This is a genomic window from Leisingera sp. M658 (genome assembly GCF_025144145.1).
In the GTDB taxonomy this organism is placed as follows: domain Bacteria; phylum Pseudomonadota; class Alphaproteobacteria; order Rhodobacterales; family Rhodobacteraceae; genus Leisingera.
Genome location: NZ_CP083546.1, coordinates 4,119,139 through 4,141,456 on the forward strand (window position 1 = coordinate 4,119,139; position 22,318 = coordinate 4,141,456).

At 58.3% G+C, this 22,318-nt stretch carries 21 protein-coding genes; 7 read left to right on the forward strand and 14 right to left on the reverse strand.

Going from position 1 to position 22,318, the window contains the following annotated elements:
• Window positions 1–38: 38 nt before the first annotated feature.
• From K3724_RS20075 to K3724_RS20105, 7 genes are all read right to left on the reverse strand, one after another.
• Window positions 39–848, reverse strand: a complete 810-nt coding sequence (locus K3724_RS20075) for an ion transporter (RefSeq protein ID WP_259988577.1) — start codon at window positions 846–848, stop codon at window positions 39–41.
• 1 nt (window position 849) lies between these two features.
• A complete protein-coding gene (locus K3724_RS20080; protein WP_259988578.1) occupies window positions 850–2,097 on the reverse strand; it encodes a class I SAM-dependent RNA methyltransferase in 1,248 nt (415 codons plus the stop codon).
• 54 nt (window positions 2,098–2,151) lie between these two features.
• Window positions 2,152–3,996 (reverse strand): ABC transporter ATP-binding protein, encoded by a 1,845-nt coding sequence (locus K3724_RS20085; protein ID WP_259988580.1) that lies wholly within the window; start codon window positions 3,994–3,996, stop codon window positions 2,152–2,154.
• On the reverse strand, window positions 3,993–5,831 hold the full coding sequence (locus K3724_RS20090; RefSeq protein ID WP_259988582.1) for an ABC transporter ATP-binding protein: 1,839 nt from the start codon (window positions 5,829–5,831) through the stop codon (window positions 3,993–3,995). The genes K3724_RS20085 and K3724_RS20090 overlap by 4 nt, the downstream gene beginning before the upstream one ends.
• Before the next feature lie 217 nt (window positions 5,832–6,048).
• A complete protein-coding gene (locus K3724_RS20095) occupies window positions 6,049–7,200 on the reverse strand; it encodes a CCA tRNA nucleotidyltransferase (RefSeq protein WP_259988584.1) in 1,152 nt (383 codons plus the stop codon).
• On the reverse strand, window positions 7,200–7,808 hold the full coding sequence (locus tag K3724_RS20100; RefSeq protein WP_259988586.1) for a CoA pyrophosphatase: 609 nt from the start codon (window positions 7,806–7,808) through the stop codon (window positions 7,200–7,202). The genes K3724_RS20095 and K3724_RS20100 overlap by 1 nt, the downstream gene beginning before the upstream one ends.
• Window positions 7,801–8,787 (reverse strand): Hsp33 family molecular chaperone HslO, encoded by a 987-nt coding sequence (locus tag K3724_RS20105; RefSeq protein WP_259988588.1) that lies wholly within the window; start codon window positions 8,785–8,787, stop codon window positions 7,801–7,803. The genes K3724_RS20100 and K3724_RS20105 overlap by 8 nt, the downstream gene beginning before the upstream one ends.
• A 77-nt stretch (window positions 8,788–8,864) precedes the next feature.
• On the opposite strand from K3724_RS20105, the gene K3724_RS20110 reads away from it, so the two are divergent.
• On the forward strand, window positions 8,865–9,308 hold the full coding sequence (locus K3724_RS20110; protein ID WP_259988590.1) for an NUDIX hydrolase: 444 nt from the start codon (window positions 8,865–8,867) through the stop codon (window positions 9,306–9,308).
• Window positions 9,309–9,386: 78 nt separating this feature from the next.
• Here K3724_RS20110 and K3724_RS20115 read toward each other — a convergent pair whose 3' ends face one another.
• Window positions 9,387–10,640, reverse strand: coding sequence for a PP2C family protein-serine/threonine phosphatase (locus K3724_RS20115; protein WP_259988592.1), 1,254 nt, complete (start codon window positions 10,638–10,640; stop codon window positions 9,387–9,389).
• Between the two features lie 187 nt (window positions 10,641–10,827).
• Here K3724_RS20115 and K3724_RS20120 point away from each other — a divergent pair, with 187 nt between their 5' ends.
• Complete coding sequence (locus K3724_RS20120) at window positions 10,828–11,151, forward strand: Hpt domain-containing protein (RefSeq protein ID WP_259988594.1); 324 nt, start codon at window positions 10,828–10,830, stop codon at window positions 11,149–11,151.
• 14 nt (window positions 11,152–11,165) lie between these two features.
• On the opposite strand, the gene ilvA is transcribed toward K3724_RS20120, so the two are convergent.
• Both ilvA and K3724_RS20130 read right to left on the reverse strand, forming a co-directional pair.
• Window positions 11,166–12,392 (reverse strand): threonine ammonia-lyase IlvA, encoded by a 1,227-nt coding sequence (ilvA, locus tag K3724_RS20125; protein ID WP_259988596.1) that lies wholly within the window; start codon window positions 12,390–12,392, stop codon window positions 11,166–11,168.
• A gap of 72 nt (window positions 12,393–12,464) precedes the next feature.
• Window positions 12,465–13,292: a hypothetical protein gene (locus tag K3724_RS20130; RefSeq protein ID WP_259988598.1), complete on the reverse strand. Its 828-nt coding sequence runs from the start codon at window positions 13,290–13,292 to the stop codon at window positions 12,465–12,467.
• Between the two features lie 74 nt (window positions 13,293–13,366).
• Between K3724_RS20130 and K3724_RS20135 the strand changes: the two genes are divergently transcribed.
• The 3 genes from K3724_RS20135 to K3724_RS20145 all read left to right on the forward strand — a co-directional run bounded on the left by K3724_RS20135 (window position 13,367) and on the right by K3724_RS20145 (window position 15,418).
• On the forward strand, window positions 13,367–14,593 hold the full coding sequence (locus tag K3724_RS20135) for an argininosuccinate synthase (protein ID WP_259988600.1): 1,227 nt from the start codon (window positions 13,367–13,369) through the stop codon (window positions 14,591–14,593).
• Window positions 14,590–15,054 carry a DUF1810 domain-containing protein gene (locus K3724_RS20140; protein ID WP_259988602.1) on the forward strand — a complete coding sequence of 155 codons (465 nt, stop codon included), beginning with the start codon at window positions 14,590–14,592 and terminating at the stop codon, window positions 15,052–15,054. Before K3724_RS20135 ends, K3724_RS20140 begins: the two co-directional genes overlap by 4 nt.
• 79 nt (window positions 15,055–15,133) lie before the next feature.
• Window positions 15,134–15,418 carry an SCP2 sterol-binding domain-containing protein gene (locus K3724_RS20145; RefSeq protein WP_259988604.1) on the forward strand — a complete coding sequence of 95 codons (285 nt, stop codon included), beginning with the start codon at window positions 15,134–15,136 and terminating at the stop codon, window positions 15,416–15,418.
• A 72-nt stretch (window positions 15,419–15,490) separates the two neighbouring features.
• On the opposite strand, the gene K3724_RS20150 is transcribed toward K3724_RS20145, so the two are convergent.
• Entirely contained in the window at window positions 15,491–16,204 is a 714-nt protein-coding gene (locus K3724_RS20150; protein WP_259992704.1) for an HAD family hydrolase, read from the reverse strand.
• Window positions 16,204–17,112, reverse strand: a complete 909-nt coding sequence (locus K3724_RS20155; RefSeq protein ID WP_259988605.1) for a D-amino acid aminotransferase — start codon at window positions 17,110–17,112, stop codon at window positions 16,204–16,206. Before K3724_RS20155 ends, K3724_RS20150 begins: the two co-directional genes overlap by 1 nt.
• 185 nt (window positions 17,113–17,297) lie before the next feature.
• Here K3724_RS20155 and msrA point away from each other — a divergent pair, with 185 nt between their 5' ends.
• Window positions 17,298–17,927, forward strand: a complete 630-nt coding sequence (gene msrA / locus K3724_RS20160) for a peptide-methionine (S)-S-oxide reductase MsrA (RefSeq protein ID WP_259988607.1) — start codon at window positions 17,298–17,300, stop codon at window positions 17,925–17,927.
• A 77-nt stretch (window positions 17,928–18,004) separates the two neighbouring features.
• Here the strand turns inward: msrA and K3724_RS20165 are convergent, their stop codons facing one another.
• Window positions 18,005–18,877 carry a ribokinase gene (locus K3724_RS20165; RefSeq protein WP_259988609.1) on the reverse strand — a complete coding sequence of 291 codons (873 nt, stop codon included), beginning with the start codon at window positions 18,875–18,877 and terminating at the stop codon, window positions 18,005–18,007.
• 6 nt (window positions 18,878–18,883) lie between these two features.
• Window positions 18,884–21,139, reverse strand: coding sequence for an NADP-dependent malic enzyme (locus K3724_RS20170; RefSeq protein ID WP_259988611.1), 2,256 nt, complete (start codon window positions 21,137–21,139; stop codon window positions 18,884–18,886).
• 300 nt (window positions 21,140–21,439) lie between these two features.
• On the opposite strand from K3724_RS20170, the gene K3724_RS20175 reads away from it, so the two are divergent.
• A complete protein-coding gene (locus K3724_RS20175) occupies window positions 21,440–22,273 on the forward strand; it encodes a flagellin (RefSeq protein ID WP_259988613.1) in 834 nt (277 codons plus the stop codon).
• Window positions 22,274–22,318 lie beyond the last annotated feature (45 nt).

Here is a 22,318-nt window from a genome sequence, read left to right on the forward strand (position 1 = left end):
CTATTCAGCCTTTACCGCGAATTGCCTGTTAAGGAAATTCACAATTTCCTGTCCGGGGCCGATTGACTGCTTAGTCTCTGTTCTATTGCCTCCAGGCGGCTCAGCACTTCGTCCCTATAGGCATCGGTGCGTTCCACCTCTTCTTCGCCATGGGCATCCTGCATGGAGTTCACGATCAGACCGACAAGAAGGTTCACCACGGCAAAGGTCGTCACCATGATGAACGGCACAAAGAACGCCCAGGCGTGCGGATGCACTTCCATCACCGGCCGCACGATCCCCATCGACCAGCTTTCCAGCGTCATGATCTGGAACAGCGAATAGGCGCTGCGGCCCAGATCGCCGAACCATTCCGGGAAGTCCTGGCCGAACAGCTTGGTCGCGATCACGGACCCGATGTAGAAAATAATCGCCATCAGCAGGAAAACCGATCCCATCCCCGGCAGCGCGGTGATGAACCCCTCGACCACCCGGCGCAAGCGCGGTGCAACGGAAATAACCCGCAGCACCCGCAAAATACGCAGCGCTCGCAGCACTGACAGCCCCTGTGTCCCCGGCGCCAGCGCAATGCCGACGATCACGAAATCGAACACATTCCAGCCGCTCAGGAAAAACCGCAACCTGCGCACAAAGATTTTGGCCAGTATCTCCACCACGAAAATGGACAAGCAAATGTTGTCGATCAGGTGAATCAGACCGCCAATCTTAGCCATGACAGATGGGGCGGTCTCCAGCCCCAGGGTGACTGCATTGACCAGGATGACAGCGGTAATAAACCGGCCGAACCGGTCACTGTCCAGAATAGCTGCCAGGCGGCGGATCGGGGTGGACGCTTGGGTATCAGTCATCTCAGTCTTTCACAGTAAATCGCGCAACCAGCTCGGTATGGGCGGACCAGCGGAACTGATCAACAACCTGCACCCAGTCAAGGCTGTAACCCGCCGTAACCAGCACTTTGGCATCGCGGGCAAAGCTCACCGGATTGCAGGAGACATAGGCAATCACAGGTGTTCGGGCTTTGGCCAGCTGGGCAGTCTGCGTCTCAGCGCCTGCGCGCGGCGGATCAATCACAGCAGCTTCAAAAGCTGCACCAAACGGGTTCAAATCCTCGGGCAGCAACGGATTGCGGAACAGGTCGCGGACCTCGGTGGTGACTTTCTTCAGCCCTGCCGCCCTGCGCCAGCCTGCATCCAACGCTTCCAGCATTGAATGTTCACCCTCCACCGCATGCACTTCGGCGGTCTGGGCCAAAGGCAGGGTGAAGGTACCGCAGCCTGCAAACAAATCGACGATCCGCTTGGCTCCGCTTGTTATTTCCTGAACCGCCGCCAGCAACGCCGCCTCACCATCCCGGGTGGCTTGCAGGAAAGCCCCCGGCGGCGGGCAAACGCGCGCCGCGCCAAAGGGTTGCACCGGCGGCTGCTCCATCGCAACCGGTTCATCGTCCCACGTCAACCGGGCAATCCGGTTCTGGTCTGCCAGCTGCGCCAGTTTGATCCGCAATGGCCCGTCCAGCGGCTTGCCGTTCCTGACCAGTATGTCCAACCCAGCGTCTGAGGTGGTAACCGTCACCGCCAACGGTGTCTTCCGGCTTGCCCCGGCCATCGCCAGCGCCTCTGCAACGGGAATCGCGGCCTTTAACGCAGGTTCCACCAGCTGGCAGTCGGGAATTTCAGTGATCACATCCGACGCCTGACCATGAAATCCGGCCAACGCACCCTTTTTGGTACGCCGTACTGCCAGCGTCGCACGGCGGCGGGAGCCGGGCGGCGAAGTGTGGATCGGGCGAAACTCAGTCTCCAGCTCTTGTGCCGTCAACGCGGTACGCACGACGTCCGTTTTCCACTCAGCCACAAATCCGTCACTTGCGTGCTGCAGCTGGCAACCGCCGCAGGATTTGTAGTGGCGGCAGGGTGGCTGCACCCGGTGCTCGGACGGGGTCTCGATCCGGATACTGGTCAGACGGCTGTTCTCTGCGAAACCTGAAACGGTTTCTCCCGGCAGTGTGCGCGGGGCAAACAAGGGTCCATCGGCCACGCCATCGCCTTGATGGCCTAGCCGGCTGATCGTTGCTGTAGTTCTGGCTGCGTCAGTCATGGCCGCTCATTACAGCGGCAAGCCGGTCAGCAAAAGCAAAATGCGCCGGAATTTTTATTCAGCCGCCGCCTTGTTCTCATCCGTGCAGATAAACCCACCGGACTGGCGCGCCCAGAAAGCAGCATAGAGCCCCGCCTTGGCCAGCAGCTCTTCATGGCTGCCGCTTTCAGCGATCCGTCCTTTATCCATCACGATAATCCGGTCCATCTCGCTAAGTGTCGACAACCGGTGGGCGATCGCCAATACCGTCTTGCCCTCCATTACCCGGTGCAAGGCGGCCTGAATGGCGGCCTCAACCTCGGAATCCAGCGCCGAGGTTGCCTCGTCCAAAACCAAAATGGGCGCGTCCTTCAGGATAGCCCGGGCCAGAGCAATCCGCTGCCGCTGACCGCCTGAAAGCTTCACACCGCGCTCACCCAGAAAAGCGTCATAGCCATTGTTGCCCTGCCCATCTTCCAGCTCGGTGATGAATTCATGCGCCTCAGCTTTCTTCGCAGCGGCGATCAATTCTTCCTCCGGCGCATCCGGCCGTCCATACAAGATATTGTCCCTGGCCGAGCGGTTGAACATGGCGGTTTCCTGGGTAACCATGCCGATCTGGCTGCGCAGCGAATTCTGGGTTACACCGGAAATATCCTGTCCGTCGATCAGAATACGCCCGTTTTCTCCATCATAGAGCCGGAGAAGAAGTGAAACGAGCGTTGACTTGCCTGCCCCGGAAGCACCGACAATCCCCAGCTTCTCACCTGGTTTGATGTTCAGGCTGATGCCCTGCACCCCGCCCACGTCGCGGCCATAGGCGAATTCCACCTGATCAAACTCGATGCCGCCTTTGCTGACAACCAGCGGTTCAGCACCGGATGTATCCTCAACTCTTTCGCGTGCCGAGAGGGTCTTCATTCCGTTTTCGATCTCACCAATGTTGGAATAGATCGCCATCAGCGTGAAGCTGACCCAGCCTGTCATCTGCGCAATCCGGATCGAGACTGCGCCAGCGGCCACGATATCGCCTTCGGTTGCGCTGCCCGCCTGCCATAAAAACAGCGTCGCGCCGATCAGCAGCACCGGCAGGATGCCGGCCAGGCACATCAAGCAGAACCGGAAGCTGGCCGAGAGATAGCCGAATTGCAGCGACTTTTCACGGTAGCTGACCATAGCATCCTGGGCAGTGCGTTCTTCGTGATCAGCATGTGCAAACAATTTGACCGTCTTGATGTTAGTAATGGAATCCACCACTTGCCCGGTTACCATCGCCCGCGCCCCTGCCCGTGTGCCAGAGCGCTTGCGGATACGCGGCAGGAACCAATGGATCAGCCCGAAGTAGCCAACCAGCCAGACCAGAAACACGCCAGTAATGCGCCAATCAATAGAGCCTAACAAGGCCAATGACCCCGCAAGAGATGCCAGAGCAAACGCAACAACACTGATCATCTCGGTAGTGACCGAGGTGACAGCCGCCGCCGTTTGCATCTGTTTCTGAGCGATCCGGCCGGCAAAATCATCGTCGAAGAACCGCACCGACTGTCCCAGCGTCCAGCGGTTCAGCCGCGACAGCACCAGCGGGTTCACGTTGGGCTGGACAATTATTGCATTAGAGGCTGCAGACAATCCGAACAGCACCGGCCGCACAAACAGGAAAAATCCCAATGCCAGTGCGATCACCGCCACATTGCCGGCCGAGAAGAACTGCTCAGGTCCGCTGGTTATTGCGGTGTCGATCACAATTCCCAGAATATAGGCCGTGCCAGCCTCCATCGCGCCGGCCAGCGCCGAGAATGCCGCCGCCAGCAGCAACATTGGCCAGGCCCCGGTCAAGCACCAGTGCAGAAAAGCCCCCAGCCGCTGCGGCGGCGGGCCATCGGCCGGGCGAAAGGCGTCGATCAGATTGCCAATCTTCATTCTGCTGCCTCGATGTTCAAGAAGCCTCCGGACTGGCGCGCCCAGAGCTGTGCATAAAGTCCCTGTGCCTGCAAAAGCGTCTCATGCGAGCCTTCTTCAACAATACGGCCCTGATCCATCACAAGGATACGGTCCATCTGCGCGATGGTGGACAGCCTATGTGCGATGGCGATCACCGTCTTGCCTTGCATCATGCCGTAAAGCGTTTCCTGAATCGCCGCCTCGACTTCGGAATCCAGCGCCGAGGTGGCCTCGTCCAGAATCAGGATCGGCGCGTCCTTCAGGATCACCCGGGCCAGTGTCACGCGCTGGCGCTGGCCGCCCGACAATTTCACCCCGCGCTCACCCACATGGGCGTTATACCCCTTGCGGCCCTGAGGGTCTTCCAAATCCAGGATGAACTCATGCGCCTGCGCCTGTTTGGCGGCGGCTATCATCTGTTCTTCGGTGGCGTCCGGACGGCCGTAAAGCAGATTGTCCCGCACCGAACGGTGCATCAGCGCGCTGTCCTGCTGGACCATACCGATGCGGCTTCGCAACGAGGCCTGCGTCACCGCGCGGATGTCCTGACTGTCGATCAGGATCTGGCCGCTTTCGGCATCATAAAACCGCAAAAGCAGCTTCACCAGTGTCGACTTGCCGGCACCAGAGCGACCAATCAGGCCGATCTTCTCGCCCGGCTGGATTGTCAGGCTGATCTTGTCGAGCCCGCCGGCCTCGCGCCCGTAATGGTGCGACAGGCTTCGCAGTTCGATCTCACCCTTGGTCAGCTGCAACGGATCCGCATTGGCCGCATCCACCAGATCGATTGGGTGGGCTATGGTCTCCATCCCCTCAGCCACAACACCCAGCTGACGGAAGAACGAGGTCAGTGCCCACATGATCCAGCCGGTCATCGCGTTGAGCCGCAGGGTCAGCGCCGTGGCCGCCGCCACCAGACCCACCGAGGCAGTCCCTTGCGACCACAGCATAATTGCCCAACCGACCACGCCAACAATCAGCAGCCCGTTCAGCGTAACCAGTGCGGCATCCATAACGGTGAAGATACGCATCTCTGCCTGGAAGGTTTTGCGGGTGTTCTCGATCGCCTCACGGGCATAGGTCAGTTCGTTGTCGTGATGCGCGAACATCTTGACCGAGTGAATATTGGAGTAACTGTCAACTACCCGCCCCGTCACGGTAGAGCGCGCATCAGATGACGCCTGGCTGGCCGGGCCGACCCGCTTGACCGTCCACATCACCAACAAAGCGTAAAGCGCAAACCAGATCCCCAACGGCAGCATCAGCCTAACGTCTGCTACCCAAAGCAGCACCGCAGCGCCTGCCAGATAGGCCAGCGAAAAAGTGATTGCGTCAAAGACTTGAAATATCACCTCCCCCGCGGCCGGCGGGGTTTGCATGATCCGGTTGGCAATCCGGCCTGCAAAGTCGTTCTCGAACCAGCCCACCGATTGGCGCAGCACATGTTTATGCGCCCGCCAGCGGATCAACGTGCCAAAGTTCGGCAGGATCGCATTGTTCAGCAACACCACATCCAGCAGCTGGATCAATGGCCGCAGCAACAGGATGAACAATGCAACCAGGATCAGCTCGGTTCCATGCGCCTCCCAGACCTGCTCGGGCCTGCCGGACATCAGGTCGACAATCCTGCCCATGTAGTAGATCAGCCCGACCTCGATCGCGGCAACAATGACCGACATCAGCGCGGTCAGGATAAAGACTGTTTTAAACGGCGTTGAATAGTCGCGCAGGAACGGCCACAGCCGCGTTGGCGGCGTGTTGGTCTCAGGGTGGGCGCAATATGGGTCAATGAGGTTTTCAAAGAAGCGAAACATGCGGGTGCTCCAAGTGTTCGAGCATTGATTTGGAATACAGATGAAGACAGCGGGCCGCCTATGGCTCCCATGTCAAACGGGGCAAGGTCTCAGGCGTTAAGGAAACCAGATCCCAGAATACATCAGCATTCCTCCGTCATGTGGTGGCTGCCCTATGCGTACGCAAGATATTTTTTCTTGTCACCCCTAAAGGTTCTGACGCTGCTGACACCCTATGTCAGTGGAAGGAGTCCAGCAGCTGTTCCCGGCTGAGCAAGAAGCCTGAAGCAATCCAGTCCGCCTCCAGCTTCCGCAGCTTCGCTCCCAGTTCCGGGCCTTTGCAGTCCGGCAGCAGATCCCGGGCTTTCACCGGAAAAACAGCCTTTGCGCCCAGCGCGATATCGCTTTCCAAATCGGGCAAAACCGGCTGTTCCAGCAATGCAGACCGCAACAGCAGCGCATCCAACGCCTGTTCCGCACCCAATCGGTAGCCCAACTCCCCTGCCCCGGCCATGCCGGCCGCAGCTTCGCGGACCGCCTGCAGATGAGATGTCTGCGCTTTGCTGAGCCGCAAGGCCTCCTGAAGGCCCTCCCCCCCGAGCGCGGCAAGCCGCCGGATGCTGGATGCAGCTCGCCCGGCCTCAAGGTGAATCAGCGGCGCTAGGGCGCGGTCATCGGCGCCAGGCAAAATCTGTGCCAGAACACCAGCCTGCCGCATAGCCGCAGCCGAGGGCGCAGGATCAGGTGCCGCCAGCAGTTTCAGCATCTCAGACCCGACACGTTCCTTGGAGAGCGTGGCCAGCCCCTCCAGACAAGCTGCAATCGCTGCCAGCGCATCCGGGTCAAAGCCCAGCGCGTGATCGCCGTACCAAGCGTGAAAGCGAAAATAGCGCAAGGACCGCAAGTAGTCTTCGCGTATGCGATTCTCTGCTGTGCCGATGAACCGGATACGGCGCCTCTGCAAATCTGCCATGCCGTCCAAAGGGTCGACAATCTCGCCATCCGGACGTGCATAAATCGCGTTCATTGTGAAATCGCGGCGGCGGGCGTCCTCAGTGATATCTGTTGAAAATGCGACAATTGCCCGGCGGCCATCAGTCGCAACATCCCTGCGGAATGTTGTTATTTCATGCGGGATGCCGTTCTTGATCAGCGTCACGGTACCATGATCAATACCGGTGGGAACCACCTTGATCCCGGCTCGACCCGCCAGCGCCACCACCTGGTCCGGCAGTGCATCGGTGGCGATATCCATGTCGGAGACCGCCTCCCCCAGCAGCGCATTGCGTACGCAGCCGCCGACAAACAATACCTGCGCACCATCTGCATTGACCGCCTTGCAAACAGCCTGGGTTGCAGGATCCTTCAACCAGGGTTGGTCAATCCGCATTACATCTCCATCCGTGCCGCAAAACCGCGCAGCATCCGCGCTGTGGCCCCCCATATGTAATAGGAGCCGTAGGGAACGGTATAGTAGCGGCGGCGGGTGCCGCGCCAGCGGCGGGATTCAATGATGTATTTTTTTGGATCCAGCACATGGGCCAGCGGGACGGAAAATACCTCGGCCACCTCCCCCGCTTCTGGACGCACGGTGAATTCCTCCTGGATCAGTGCCACAACCGGCGTCACCGAAAATCCGGTCACCGTCTCATGCTCCGGCAGGCAGCCGATAATCTTCGGCAGCTCCTGCGGCAGCCCGATTTCCTCCCAGGCTTCGCGCAGTGCCGCGGCGCAGGCATCCGTGTCGCCGGCATCCACCTTGCCGCCGGGAAAAGCGATCTGGCCCGGATGATGCTTCAGCGCCGATGAGCGTTTGGTCAAAATAAGCCGCGGCGTATTTCCGGCGACAGAAATGGGCACCAGCACCCCGGCCGGCCGCAGCTTGCGCCCTTCTGGCAGCTCGGTCCCGGGGTTGAGATCAAAGTCGGAAGAGCCGCCGCCCTGGTGTTTCAGGGCGGCGGAAATTCTGTTGGCGAGGTTCTGCGCGGCCTCACTCACCGGACGGGGTTTCCGCTTCAAACCCCACGCTTGCCGGGTCCAAATCGTAATGCGCGCTGCAGAACTGGCAATCCGCCGTAACCCGGCCATCTTCGTTTGTCATGGTGCCAATGTCCTTGGCCGAATAGATCGACAGGCTTTGGCGTACTCGGTCTTCGGAGCAGGTGCAGCCGAAACGGACCGCCTGGACATCAAAGACCCGCGGTTGTTCCTCGTGAAACAATCGGATCAACAGATCAGCCGGGGACACAGACGGTCCGATCAGCTCCAATGCCTCCACGGTATTCAACAGGATAGTGGCCCGATTCCAGTTTTCCTCCTGATCACCGGACACCAGATCGCTGGCCTGTAAAACTTCACCTGACCCTTCGCTTTGCGCAGCAAAGGGGGACGCTTTGGGCATGCTCTGCAGCATGATGCCCCCCGCGCGCCAATGCTCGTCAACTCCAGGCTCGGATGATTTTCCAAAGCTCATCTTGAACATGGTCGGCAGCTGTTCGGATTGCGCAAAATAAGCCTCGGCACAGGCGCGCAGCGATCCGCCGGACAATGGTGTGATGCCCTGGTACGGCTTGGTACCCTGGCCTTGGTCGATCATGATAGCAAAGTACCCTTCGCCAACCTGATCAAAGGGGTTGCTATCGGTAATCCGGTCCCGGTCGAAGCTTGCATAGGCACGGATCCGGCCGATTTCGCCTTCTTTTTGCGGTGCGTAATAGTCGGTCGCGATCATCCGCACAGCGCCCTTTGACTGCACCTGCAACGACAGCTTCCAGCGCAGGGAAATCGTCTGCCCGATCAGTGCCGTCAACAGCGCCATTTCAGCGACCAGCGCCTCAACCACCGGCGGGTAATCATGCTGTTTCAGGATGCCATCCAGCACGCCGTCCAGCCGCGCAACGCGGCCGCGCATGTCCGATGCATCAAGCTGGAAGGGCAGGACGGTGTCGTCCCACGCGATTTTCGAACCAAGTGTCATGGGGTTTCCTTACGCGCCGGGGATTGGCATACCGGGGCTATATAGGAGAATTGATACTGGAGTGAAGGGGCCGGCCCGTGATCAGGCGATTTGGTAAGACACCGGAAAACGGCCAGCGTTACCGGATGCGCCCGGGCGCCTATGCTCTGCTGCCGCGGGGCGGCAAGCTGCTGATTACCTGCCAGTATGCTCCTCATCCAGACCTGCAGCTGCCAGGAGGCGGTATCGATCCAGGCGAGTCACCCATTCCCGCACTGCACAGAGAGGTCTATGAGGAAACCGGCTGGAAGATTGCCGCGCCGCACAAGATGGGTGTGTTCCGGCGCTTTGCCTATATGCCGGAGTATGATCTTTGGGCCGAAAAAATTTGCCATATCTACATCGCCCGCCCGTTGCGCCGGATCGGCCCGCCTGCAGAAGAAGGGCATAAAGCGCTGTGGGTCACCCCGCAGGAAGCCGCCCTCCGGCTGGGCAATGCTGGCGACCGGCATTTTGCAGCCCGGCTGGCAGCCCGGTTGTAAGGGTCTGAGACGCCAACCACCGAAAATACAACATCCCAGCCGAAGCCAGGACAACATCAGCCACCTAATCTGATTGGTTTACGGACCCTGATACTCGAACAATGTGGCCGAGACGTCATCCTCAAGCCCGTGTTCCTTGCTCATAACTTGCGTCAGATGCCAGTAAAGATCGTCCAGAAATTCCTTACTGCTTTGCTCTGACCCGCATTTTTCAACCAGCTCCAGCAGACCCTCCGGCTCCAGCATGGAGCCATCTTCCAGCCGCGCCTCTGTAAAGCCGTCAGAGAACAGCAGCAGGCGGTCGCCACGTTCCATGACAAATTCTTCCTGGCTGTAGCCGATATCGGGAACCAGCCCCACCGGCACACCACCCTTGCCAATGAACTCCAGTTCACCGTTCTTGCGCAGCAACAGCGGATGCGGGTGGCCTGCTTGCACCATCTTAACAACACCGCTGCGCAAATCGGCGATGCAATAGGCCATGGTGAAGTATTCTTCGATCCCGGTATCAGCGATCAGCCGTGCATTCAGCAGGCTGGCGACTTCCTCCGGCTGGCGCAGAGCGTAGAACCGGTTGAAGCGTTTTTCCATCCCGACATTCTGATCGAAGTAATTCGAGGACAGATAACCGCCGAGACGCGCTGTCATCATCGCCGAAGTGATGCCGTGACCGGACACGTCAATAGAGTAAAAGCCGATTCGGTTCACGCCAGGAGAGAACATTCCCACCAGATCGCCGCCGATATGGCCGCAGGGTTTCAGCAGCAGACTGACAGTGGAGGATCCGAAATCCTTGGAAAGTTCCGGCACCAGAGATTCTTGAATCTTGCGGGCTTGGATCAGGTCCTTGTCGATCGCATCATAAACCCGCTGCAACTCCCCCAGAGTTTCGGACACGATACGGTTCTTCTCGGACAGTTCCCGCTGCATTCTCAGGATACGCTCACCCGCAGAAATCCGCGCCCGCAGTTCATCCGAGCTGACCGGCTTGGTCAGGAAATCGTCGGCGCCTGCGTCAAGCCCTTCTGCAACCTCGTTCTTTTCGCTCTTTGAGGTCAGCAGGATGAAATAAGCATATTCCTCGCTGGAGCGGGTACGGAACGCGCGGCAAAACTCCAGCCCGTTCATGCCCGGCATCATCCAGTCGCTGAGGATCAGGTCAGGAGTTTCTGTCTGGCAAATTTCCATCGCGGCCTCGCCGCTCTCAGCCTCGACGACCTCAAATCCCCATTTTTTGAGAGAAGCAACTAGAATGCGTCTTTGCAGGCGGCTGTCGTCAACAACCAGCACACGGCGTATTGATCCGGCCACTGTGTGGTCCTCGTTGTCCATCGAACTTTCTGGCAGCACCGAAGGCACCTCACAAATGGCAAAATCAGACGATCTTGTGATACTATCGGTCCAGAAATTTAACAGGCGGTGAAACCTAAAATTTGAGCTTCCCTCTTTATTTCACTATATTTTTACTGCAATCAACTTAAGAAATTGCGCATGGCGACTGATCTTAGGGACATATGACATGATTGACTGGCCGCGAGTGACCGAGCTGCGCGAAGAAGTTGGCGCCGAGGATTTCGAGGAAGTTGTTGAAATTTTTCTCGAAGAAGTCGAGGAAGTTATCGGCAGGCTGCAAGGCGGTGATTGCAGTCAGCTGGAGCAGGACCTGCATTTCCTGAAAGGCAGCGCGCTCAACCTCGGGTTTGATGAATTTTCGGGGCTGTGCCTGGACGGCGAGCGGAAGTCGGCACAAGGTGAATCAAAAGATGTCGATGTCGCTGCCATTATCACCAATTTCCAAGCGTCCAGATCTGCTTTCCTGACCGGGATGTCCGAAAAATTCTGACTCCGCTTCCGGTGTCAGATCACAAATTGCACCAAAGTCTCGTCCTGGGTGATGTCCGTAAAGGTCATCCCTGCCGCATCAAGCCGTGCAAACAGTTGCTCGAAATTCTCCGGCCGCTTGGTTTCGATCCCGATCAGCACCGAGCCGAAATTGCGGGCGGACTTTTTCATGTATTCAAAGCGGGCGATGTCGTCCTCCGGGCCTAAGATGCCAAGAAACTCCTTCAGCGCTCCAGGCCGCTGTGGCAGGCGCAAGATGAAGTACTTCTTAACTCCGGAATAGCGCTGCGCCCGTTCTTTGACCTCTGGCAGACGTTCAAAATCAAAGTTGCCGCCGGATGTGACGCAAACCACCGTCTTGCCGCGGATCCAGGAGCGCACATCCTGCAGCGCCTCAACCGACAGCGCGCCGGCCGGCTCCAGCACGATGCCTTCCACGTTCAGCATCTCGATAATGGTGGCGCAGATCCGGTCCTCGGAGATGGCCAGGACATCCGGCAGCGGCACATCTTTTAGAATATCAAAGGGCAGCGCGCCGATCCGCCCCACCGCAGCGCCATCGACAAAAGTGTCGACATGATCCAACGCAACCGGCTTGCCTGCAGCAAGCGCCGCCCGCAAACAAGCACCGCCTTCAGGCTCAACAAACAGGCTATGCACCCCGTCACCAAACCAGGAGGAAACACCCGCCGACATGCCGCCGCCGCCAACCGGCAGCAGCACGTGATCCGGTGTCTTACCCAGCTGCGCCTCGATCTCCACGGCGATGGAGGCCTGGCCTTCAATCACATCGGCATCATCAAAGGGCGACAGGAAATGCCCGCCCTCCTTGGCGCACCACTCCTGCGCAGCAGCCAGGCAAATGTCGAAATAGTCGCCAACCAGATGGATTTCGATATTGTCGCCGCCGAACATCCGGGTTTTTTGGATTTTCTGCTGCGGCGTTGTGACCGGCATGAAGATTACGCCGCGCTTGCCTAGATGACGGCACATAAAAGCAACGCCCTGAGCATGGTTGCCGGCCGAGGCACAAACATACAGCTCCTGATCCGGCTGCTTGCGCATCGCGTTCAGCGCCCCGCGGATCTTGTAGGAGCGGACCGGGCTCAGATCCTCGCGCTTGAGATAAATATCCGCGCCGAAACGCTCGGACAGATGCACATTGCGCTGCAAAGGAGTTGCGGGAAACACATCGCGCATCGCCTGTTCAGCGGCGCGGGCCTGGGACTTGAAATCGCTCATGGAACATTCAGTGGCGCAAGCCCGCCCCCAAGGCAAGGGGCGGGTGCAAAGCATACATAAGAATACCGGAAGTTAGATCGGGCGGCCTTCGACGTAGTGGCCGTAAAGGGTGGTCAGCAGGCTGATATTCAACAGGGCCAAGGCAGCTGATACAAGGATTGAGACACCAATAGCTAGCGATGGGGATGCCGCCAGCGCTTCGGCAACGAATTGGGCTGCATATTGTGCTGCAACCAATATGGCAGCCAATCCCAGCAGATCACCCAAAGCGTTTCCAGTGGAGTTCCAAGCTTCGCGCAGCCCCATGTCCGCTCCCAACGCTGCCGCCGGCAGGATCACTGAAAGCCTGAGAACCAGATAAGTGATGAAAATTGCAATCGGCAGGTTGATCAATTGCAGAACTGCCGACCCTGCCCCGCTAAGCAGTGTTGTTACGAGAAGAACCATCAGCAGCACAGGAATCATCATGCACAAAAGAACCAGCGCAATCTGCACAGACCGTCCAAAGTAGGCCATCACGCGACCGCCCTCCAAACCCGGCAGCCAGCCCTGCGGCATTTCCTCAAGCAGAACAAAGCGGTGCCAGGAAACCACACTCCACATCCCGATCAAGATCGAAAACATTGCGACCAGGAACAGCGGGCCGCTTAAACCTGAGTTTTCCGGCAGCGGTGTCACTACCCCCCATTGCAGGATGCCCCACAAACCCGTCATTTTGAAAAAAGTCGCAAATAGTGCCGCAATCAGCAGCATGGGAACCAAAAACACCCGCAGCATATCACCAAAATTCCGTGCCAGCATTCCCACTGAATGGCTGAACAGCGCCCAAGGTTTCATCAAAATCTGCTCCAATTTGAAAACCGCATCTGGCGCGGACCATAGTTGCAGCAGACGCGGCACGAAACCCCGGATAACCTTGCTCTTCCCGGTAAAACCAGCTACGCCGCAGGCGTTCTGACCTGAGAGGGAATTCCATGTCCGCGCCTAAGAAAGTTGTGCTCGCCTATTCCGGCGGCCTCGACACCTCGATCATCCTGAAATGGCTGCAGACCGAATACGGCTGCGAAGTTGTCACCTTCACCGCCGACCTCGGTCAGGGTGAGGAGCTGGAGCCCGCCCGCAAAAAAGCGGAAATGCTGGGCATCAAGCCGGAAAACATCTTCATCGAGGATGTACGTGAGGAATTTGTCCGCGACTTCGTCTTCCCGATGTTCCGCGCCAATGCGGTTTACGAGGGGCTCTATTTGCTGGGCACCTCCATCGCCCGCCCGCTGATCTCCAAACGTCTGGTCGAGATCGCCGAATCCACCGGCGCCGACGCGGTCGCCCATGGCGCCACCGGCAAGGGCAACGATCAGGTCCGCTTTGAGCTGGCAGCCTATGCATTGAACCCGGACATCAAGGTGATCGCGCCCTGGCGTGAATGGGATCTGACCTCGCGTACCCGACTGCTGGAATTTGCCGAAGCAAACCAGATCCCGGTGGCCAAGGACAAACGCGGCGAAGCTCCCTTCTCAGTTGACGCAAACCTGCTGCACACGTCCTCCGAGGGCAAAGTTCTGGAAGACCCGGCGGTCATGGCGCCTGATTATGTCTACCAGCGCACCGTTCACCCCGAGGACGCACCGAATGAACCTGAGTTCATCGAGGTCGGTTTTGAAAAGGGCGATGCTGTCAGCATTAATGGTGAAACGCTGAGCCCGGCGGACCTGCTGACCAAACTGAACGAATTGGGCGGCAAGCATGGCTGCGGCCGTCTTGATCTGGTCGAAGGCCGTTTTGTCGGCATGAAATCCCGCGGCATTTATGAAACCCCGGGCGGCACCCTGCTGCTGGAAGCCCACCGCGGCATTGAATCGATCACCATGGACCGCGGGGCAATGCATCTCAAAGATGAATTGATGCCGAAGTATGCAGAGCTGATCTACAATGGTTTCTGGTATTCGCCAGAGCGCGAAATGCTGCAGGCTGCTATCGACAAGAGCCAGGAACATGTCACCGGAACCGTGCGCCTGAAGCTTTACAAAGGCTCCGCAGCCTGCGTGGGCCGCTGGTCGGATCACTCACTCTACTCCGAAGCGCATGTGACTTTTGAGGAAGACGCCGGCGCCTATGACCAGACCGATGCTGCAGGTTTCATTCAACTGAATGCCCTGCGCCTCAAACTGCTGGCCGCACGCGAGCGCCGGCTCAAAAAGTGAGTGATTACGGCGGCATAGACGGAGGTTTCGAGGACGATTTCGCGGAAGAACTGGAAATGTTCGTCGAAGCTCAGGACACCGTTTGGGCGGCTGTCCTGACTGAACTCTCTGCAGGAAAAAAGACGAGCCACTGGATGTGGTTCGTCTTTCCCCAATTGGCCGAACTGGGCCAATCCCACATGGCACAGCTTTATGGGATCGAAGACCTGACCGAGGCGATTGCCTATCTGAACCACGAAAAACTGCGCAGCCGCCTGGTGGACACCAGCCAACTGATGCTGCAGCATAAGGGTACCGATCCCGCGCAAATCCTCGGCAGTACCGACGCTAAGAAACTACGCTCCTCGATGACGTTGTTTGCTGCTGTACCCGGTGCGCCGGCGGAATTCCGGCAGGTGCTTGATACCTTCTATGGCGGCCAGCCCTGTCCGCTGACCAAGGCAGCCCTTGCCGAAACGTAACCCGGCGCCCTCCCCTTTGGTCACTATTGCCCGGCATCCCTTGCGTGCCTAACCCTCACCGCAAGCAAGGGAGGAACATATGTCACTTCAGGACATCGCCGAGGACATCCGCACAGGTCTGGCTGGAAAGAGTTTTGAAGGCACGCTGAAATTCGACTGCGGGAAGGACGGCGTAATCGTGCTCGCCAATGGCGCTGCCTGCACCGATGACTGTGACACCGACTGCACGCTGCAGCTTTCCAGAGAGAACCTGAAAAAGCTGCTCACCGGCAAGCTCAACCCGATGACGGCCGTAATGATGGGCAAAATCAAGATCTCCGGCGACATGGGTGTTGCCATGAAGCTGGGCAAGCTGATCGGCTGAGCCTCTTCTTCTTGCTGAAAACATCCTAGGGGTGAGCGCCGCAGGCGCGAGGGGGCAACGCCCCTTCTCCCCTCAGATTTTCGCTGCCTTCATTTGCTCATATAAAGGCAGCGCCGCCTGCAGCACGGGCTGGAGGTCTTCCGGCACCTCCGGCAGCGGGCCTTCCGGGCCAGCAAATCCGGTTGAATTCCAGACCGCACCGTACCAATGCGCCGCCCACACGCCGTCGTCCTTATGTCCGCCCCTTGGCCAGGTCAGCATCTTCGGGGAATACGGCATGCCAACCGTCTCGCACAACTGTTCCAGTTTGCCTGCCGGATCATTCCGAATGTCATGGCTGTCCACGACAACCGGTGCATGTCCCCAGCTGCGCACCAGTTCGAGCAACTCCGCCTGCTGGCGGAATCCAATGTCTTCCAGTGTGGGATTTTCCCGTTTCACCGCATATGAGGCGATCACACGGGCAGGATGACGGATCAGAAAGACATTAGTGACCTCTTGCATCCACTGCCGCGGAACGCCGGGGATCATATGCTGAGTCATATGTTTTTGATAGTAGTACGGCTTGGCGCCTGGAACATCTCCCAGAAGCGCCTTTGCTACCTCGTCCGGATCCCGCGGCTGGCTGTCCAGAATTTCCGCTCGCATCGGGTGGCTCAGGCCGGTCATCGCCAGGTAGGCAGCGTAAAACGGTTCATCCACCACTGCGCAGTCACCCCGGTTGCCAAAGGCGTACATCAACGCCGTCGACAGGTTCCGCGGCCCGGACCACATGGCAATCCGCATCATGCGCACTCCTTTTCGATCAGATCCTTATAGAGGGCACGAAGATTTTCGGTCATGGGTCCCATCTGACCGCTGCCGATCTGCCGCCCGTCGATGCTGCCCACCGGTGTCTGCGCCCCGAAAGTGCCAGTCAGAAAGGCTTCGTCGGCACCGTATGCATCCACCAGCGAATAGTTCCGCTCGTGAACTGGAATACTGTTGGCGCGGCACAAATCGATCACTTTCTGCCGGGTAATGCCGTTCATGCAATAATCCCCGGTCGAAGTCCAAACCTCCCCCTTGCGCACGATGAAAAAGTTGCAGGCATTTGTGGTGTTCACAAAGCCATTCACGTCCAGCATCAGCGCCTCATCTGCGCCGGCCTTTTCGGCAGCGATACAGGCGATGATACAGTTCAACTTGGAGTGGGAATTCAGTTTGGGGTCCTGCGTCATCGGCAGCCCGCGGATATGCGGCACTGTGGCCAATTTTATCGGACGCGGCAGATTGGGGCGGGAATGCTCCATGATAATGGTAATCGTCGGACCCTGCTGCGACAGCGAAGGGTGCTGGAAAGGGCGTGTTTTTACCCCGCGCGTGACCATCAGCCGGGCATGGGCATCAGTGGTCATTCCATTGGCTTTCTGTGTCTCTAACACAGCGGTTTTCACGCCCTCCCGGTCCAACCCGATGTCCAGGTCAATCGCCTTGGCAGCCTCAAACAGCCGGTCCAAATGTTCGTCAAAGAAGGCCCAGGTTCCATTGTACAACCGCAACCCTTCCCACACGCCGTCGCCCAGCATGAAGCCGCTGTCATAAACACTCACCTTGGCCTCAGCCTTGGGGACAGTTTTTCCATTCAGATAGATCAGGATTTCTTCGTTGCGCTGATCTTCTTCAGCTTGGTGAGTGCTCATCTTTTCAGTCATGGGATCCTCCTTTGCCGGCACGTTAGTAATATTGGATCCAATTTCCAAGCGGTAACTTGCTGTCACCAGTCCGTGAAATCCGCCGCTGCCGGGTTGAGAGACGCAGCAACAGCCGGCAGGGTGGCAGCAAAGCAGAATGGAGTCCCAAGATGCGTATACTGGAAAGACTGAGATTTTTGACTTTGATGGGCCTTATTGCCATCGGTACGGTTGCTCATGCCAATCCGGTGCAGGCGCAAGCAACTGAAGTTTTGACCGTGGCCGGGGGGTGCTTCTGGTGTGTGGAAAGCGATTTTGAAGGCGTGCCCGGGGTGATCGAAGCCGTGTCGGGCTATACCGGTGGCAAGACCAAAAGCCCGACTTACAAAGACGTCAGCCGCGGCGGCAGCGGCCATTACGAAGCGGTGCAAATTACTTTTGATCCGGCAAAAGTCTCGCGCGGGCATTTGCTGGAATTGTTTATCCGTTCAGTTGATCCGACCGACGCAGGCGGCCAGTTCTGCGATCGCGGAGAGAGCTACCGCACCGCGGTATTCGTCTCTAACAAGGTCGAGAAGGCCCTAGCCAGGCGGGTTATATCCGAAGCTCAGGATGCCTTGGGGAAAACAATCGTGACGCCTGTCCTTTCAGCAAAGACCTTCTATGAAGCAGAAGACTATCATCAGGACTACTACAAGGGGGACAATTTGGTGTTCACCCGCTTTGGCCCCAAACGCCAGGCAGAGGCCTATAAGCGATACCGCCAGGCCTGCGGCCGCGATGAGCGGGTGGCGCAGCTGTGGGGCGATGCCGCGCCATTTGCAAACGGGCATTGAAACGGGGCGCTGCCCCCTTGGCCTGACGGCCAATTCCCCCGGAGTATTTTGACCAGAAAGAAGCTGGCTGCCGCAGACTAAAAACCGGCTTCCTGCACTTCTTTCAGCTCAGGAATCACATCTGCCGTGCCATGCCGCGTGACCATCAGTGCCGCAGCCTTTGCGGCCAGTGGCATTGCTTGTGCCAGCGGCAAACCCTGATCCAGACCTGCGAGGACATATCCGGTGAAAGTGTCCCCTGCCCCCGTGGTATCCACGGGCGTTACCGGAAGAGCGGGAACATCCAGAACTGCACCGGTTTCGCCGTCGATATGCCGGGCTCCTTTAGCACCAAGAGTGATAATCACGTCTTTGATGCCAAGCTCATCCGGCAACTTGCCAGAGGCCTCCTTCAGCTGTCCGGCTTCCACCTCGTTCAGGATCAAGAGGTCGAGAAACGGAAGAACCGCTTGGACGGCGTCCGCGTCAAAGGGGGCGGCGGCGTAGCAGACCTGCATCCCGTGATCCCGGCCCGCATGGGCAGCTTCAGCCTGCATATTGGTTTCATTCTGCATCACCAGAATGTCACCTGCATTTGCCCGTGAAAGCGCTTGCTCCAGCTGGTCTTGGGTCAGCGCACGGTTGGCGCCTGGAAACAGGATGATCTGGTTTTCACCCTCCGGCTCCACCGCAATGATGGCGTGGCCGGTTGGGATGTCCGCCTGGGCAATGTCGCGAATTCCGGCGCCATAACCCTTCAACCGCTCAATTGCCCAAGCCCCGTCAGGTCCAACAGCGCCAATGTGATTAACCTCGCTGCCAGCGCGGACGGCGGCAACGGACATGTTGGCGCCTTTCCCGCCCAAAAAGCGGTCAAGGCGCCTAGCGGCAAGGGTTTCCCCCGCCGCCGGCAGATGCGGCAAGGCATAGACCATGTCCGCATTGATTGATCCCAGGTTCCAGATTGCCATCTCAGATCACCCGATGTTGCAGGCTGCCAGTACCGCCATATTCAAAATGTCATTGGTGGTGGAGGTGGTCGAGCAGATCTGGATCGGCTTGTCGATGCCAGACAGGATCGGGCCGATTACCGTGGCGCCGCCCATCTCCTGCATCAGCTTGACCGAGATCGAGGCCGAGTGGCGGGCCGGCACGATCAGGATGTTGGCCGGGCCGGTCAGACGCTGAAACGGGTAGTACCGCTGCGCCCGCTCGTTCAGTGCCACATCAACGGTCATTTCGCCTTCGTATTCGAAATCAACACCACGCTTGTCCAGAACGGCGGGTGCGACATGCATTTTTTCCGCGCGCTCCGACACTGGATAGCCAAAGGTGGAGAAGCTGACAAAGGCCACCCTCGGTTCAAGCCCCATATGACGGGCAACGCCCACAGCACGTTCAGCGATGTTTGCCAGGTGGTTCTCATCCGGCCATTCATGCACCAGCGTGTCCCCGATCAGCACGATCCGGCCTTTATGCAACAGTGCAGTCACACCAGCGGCACCATGATCGGCATCGGCATCAAACACATGGTTGATCCGTTCCAGAACATGGGCCGATTTCCGGGTTGCACCGGTGACCAGACCATCGCCATGCCCATGCGCCAGCATCAGGCTGGCGAACACGTGCCGGTCACGTCCTACCAGCCGGTGAATATCTTTGTGATCAAAGCCTTTACGCTGCAAGCGGCTGTACAGGAAGTCCTTGTACAAATCGAAATTCGGCGTGTTGGCAGCGTTGACAATTTCCAGCTCACGCACAGCATCGCCAAGGCCGGCTTTTTCCAGTTTGGTGCGCACATCCTCCTGCCGGCCCACAACCAGTGATTTCCCAAAGCCCGAACGCTGGTACATCACTGCAGCGCGCAGCGCACGCGGATCATCCCCTTCGGCAAAGATCATCCGGGACTGGGCGGACCGGGCACGGGCATTCAATCCACGCAGGATAGAGGCGGTCGGATCCATGCGGGATTTCAATCCCACCTCATAGGCGTCCATGTCCACGATCGGACGGCGGGCGGCACCGGTGTCCATGCCTGCCCTGGCCACCGCCAGCGGGATCCGATGGATAAGCCGGGGATCAAAGGGCGTCGGAATGATATAGTCGCGGCCAAATGACAGCGACTTGCCATAGGCCAGCGCCACTTCATCCGGCACATCCTCACGCGCGAGTGCTGCCAGAGCGTGGGCACAGGCGATCTTCATCTCGTCGTTGATAGCGCGGGCGTGGATGTCCAGCGCGCCGCGGAACAGGTAGGGAAATCCCAGCACGTTGTTGACCTGGTTCGGGTAATCGGACCGGCCGGTGGCGACGATGGCATCAACACGCACCTCATGCGCTTCTTCGGGAGTGATTTCCGGATCCGGGTTTGCCATCGCAAAAATCACCGGATTGTCGGCCATCGCGGCGACCATCTCCTGGGTTACCGCGCCCTTGACCGATACGCCCAGAAAGACGTCGGCACCGTGCATGGCTTCTTCCAGAGTGCGCAGATCCGTGCTGATCGCATGGGCGGATTTCCACTGGTTCATGCCCTCGGTACGGCCCTGATAGATCACGCCTTTGGTGTCGCAGACAATGCAGTTTTCGTGCCGCGCGCCCATGGCTTTCAACAGCTCGATACAGGCAATGCCGGCTGCCCCTGCCCCATTCAGGACGATCTTCACATCCTCAATCTTCTTGCCCGACAGATGCAGCGCGTTGATCAGGCCGGCCGCACAGATCACCGCAGTGCCGTGCTGATCATCGTGGAAGACGGGAATATCCATCTCTTCCTTGAGCTTCTGCTCAATGATGAAACACTCCGGCGCCTTGATGTCTTCCAGGTTGATGCCGCCAAAGGTCGGCCCCATCAGCTTAACCGCTTCGATGAACTTGTCCGGATCCTCGGTATCCAGTTCGATGTCGATCGAGTTCACGTCAGCGAAGCGTTTGAACAGGACAGATTTGCCCTCCATCACCGGCTTAGAGCCCAAAGCCCCCAGATTGCCCAGACCCAGCACCGCCGTGCCGTTGGAGATCACCGCAACCAGATTGCCCTTGTTGGTGTAATCATAGGCGGTCTCAGGATTTGCCGCGATTGCCTCGCAAGGCACCGCAACCCCCGGAGAGTAGGCCAAAGACAGATCCCGCTGCGTTGTCATCGGGACAGTGGCATTGATCTCCCATTTGCCCGGAGACGGCTCCAGGTGAAACGCCAGGGCTTCCTCATCGGTGATCTTTGTTTTGGGCATTTTATCTCGTGTCCTCTCCTCGTCGCGGTCCGTCTTAGCCCAGCCAACCGCGCCCCTCAATCCGGGCTTTCAAGAATCTGTATAGCCAGAATTGGGATAAATGCGACCAAAGGACGATAGATAACGCCAAGTTTTCACCTTAAAGTAGACGCCCGGCTGCTGTAATTTATTAATAGGTATTAACACGCACCTGCAAGCCAGGTGGCGCTGCGCGCTCGAACTCATGAGCCTGATAAGCACGTGTCAGAATGACATCTGTCCGCCCGGAACACGGGCCTAGGATCAAAGGAATAATGAGGAATGATAAGTTTCCAAAACAATTCCGGCGCGATGGTTGCCTTGCAGACATTGGGTGGCGTCAATAGCCAACTCGACACCGTGCAAGACAGCATATCCACCGGCAAAGAAGTCAACATGGCGCAGGATAACGCCGCGCTTTGGGCGATCTCCGAACTGATGGATTCAGATATTTCGGGGCTGCGTTCTGTCTCAGACACGTTGTCGCTGGGTGAAGCCACCGTGGCGGTTGCTTCTGCCGGAGCGGAACAGATCACTGACACTTTAACAGAAATGCGGTCACTGGCAGTTATGGCGGCAAGCGGGATGGGGGATTTCAGCAAATTCGAAGCCGCCCTGTCGCAAAAGACCGAGCAGATCAATTCCATAATCTCATCCTCCAGTTTCAATGGTGTGAACCTGCTGAAAACTGATGTGGACGGCAATGGCGGCACAGCGCTGACTGTCCCGTCAGCACTATCCGCGACCGGAGGCGTGACCACGCTCAGCGTTGATGGCGCGGACTTCGAAGGCAGCCCGCAGTTTGACATTGGCAACCGGACAGCCATCACCGACAGCGCCAGCGCACTGACCGCCCTGGGAGAAATCGAGGGGTTCCTGGCTTACGCAATCGACAGTTCCGCCGCTCTTGGCGCCAGCGCCGGCGGCATTGCCGAACAGAACCAGTATGTCGGCAAGCTGTCGGATTCGATCACCCAGGGAGTCAGTTCGATGATCGACACCAGCATGGAGGAAGCGGCGACAAAACTTCTGGCGCTGCAGGCGCAGCAACAGCTGAGCACCCTGTCACTCTCCATCGTCAACACAATGCCCGACACACTGCGCAACCTTTACTGACAGCAGACTGCCGCCAGTGTTCCTGGCGGCAGTCACATCCGGGTT

Bases quoted from the DNA above. Each gene is read 5' to 3' on its own strand.
- K3724_RS20075 (WP_259988577.1), bottom strand. From the start codon at position 848: ATGACTGATACCCAAGCGTCCACCCCGATCCGCCGCCTGGCAGCTATT.
- K3724_RS20080 (WP_259988578.1), bottom strand. From the start codon at position 2,097: ATGACTGACGCAGCCAGAACTACAGCAACGATCAGCCGGCTAGGCCAT.
- K3724_RS20085 (WP_259988580.1), bottom strand. From the start codon at position 3,996: ATGAAGATTGGCAATCTGATCGACGCCTTTCGCCCGGCCGATGGCCCG.
- K3724_RS20090 (WP_259988582.1), bottom strand. From the start codon at position 5,831: ATGTTTCGCTTCTTTGAAAACCTCATTGACCCATATTGCGCCCACCCT.
- K3724_RS20095 (WP_259988584.1), bottom strand. From the start codon at position 7,200: ATGCGGATTGACCAACCCTGGTTGAAGGATCCTGCAACCCAGGCTGTT.
- K3724_RS20105 (WP_259988588.1), bottom strand. From the start codon at position 8,787: ATGACACTTGGTTCGAAAATCGCGTGGGACGACACCGTCCTGCCCTTC.
- K3724_RS20115 (WP_259988592.1), bottom strand. From the start codon at position 10,640: ATGGACAACGAGGACCACACAGTGGCCGGATCAATACGCCGTGTGCTG.
- K3724_RS20120 (WP_259988594.1), top strand. From the start codon at position 10,828: ATGATTGACTGGCCGCGAGTGACCGAGCTGCGCGAAGAAGTTGGCGCC.
- ilvA (WP_259988596.1), bottom strand. From the start codon at position 12,392: ATGAGCGATTTCAAGTCCCAGGCCCGCGCCGCTGAACAGGCGATGCGC.
- K3724_RS20135 (WP_259988600.1), top strand. From the start codon at position 13,367: ATGTCCGCGCCTAAGAAAGTTGTGCTCGCCTATTCCGGCGGCCTCGAC.
- K3724_RS20145 (WP_259988604.1), top strand. From the start codon at position 15,134: ATGTCACTTCAGGACATCGCCGAGGACATCCGCACAGGTCTGGCTGGA.
- K3724_RS20150 (WP_259992704.1), bottom strand. From the start codon at position 16,204: ATGCGGATTGCCATGTGGTCCGGGCCGCGGAACCTGTCGACGGCGTTG.
- K3724_RS20155 (WP_259988605.1), bottom strand. From the start codon at position 17,112: ATGACTGAAAAGATGAGCACTCACCAAGCTGAAGAAGATCAGCGCAAC.
- msrA (WP_259988607.1), top strand. From the start codon at position 17,298: ATGGGCCTTATTGCCATCGGTACGGTTGCTCATGCCAATCCGGTGCAG.
- K3724_RS20165 (WP_259988609.1), bottom strand. From the start codon at position 18,877: ATGGCAATCTGGAACCTGGGATCAATCAATGCGGACATGGTCTATGCC.
- K3724_RS20170 (WP_259988611.1), bottom strand. From the start codon at position 21,139: ATGCCCAAAACAAAGATCACCGATGAGGAAGCCCTGGCGTTTCACCTG.
- K3724_RS20175 (WP_259988613.1), top strand. From the start codon at position 21,440: ATGATAAGTTTCCAAAACAATTCCGGCGCGATGGTTGCCTTGCAGACA.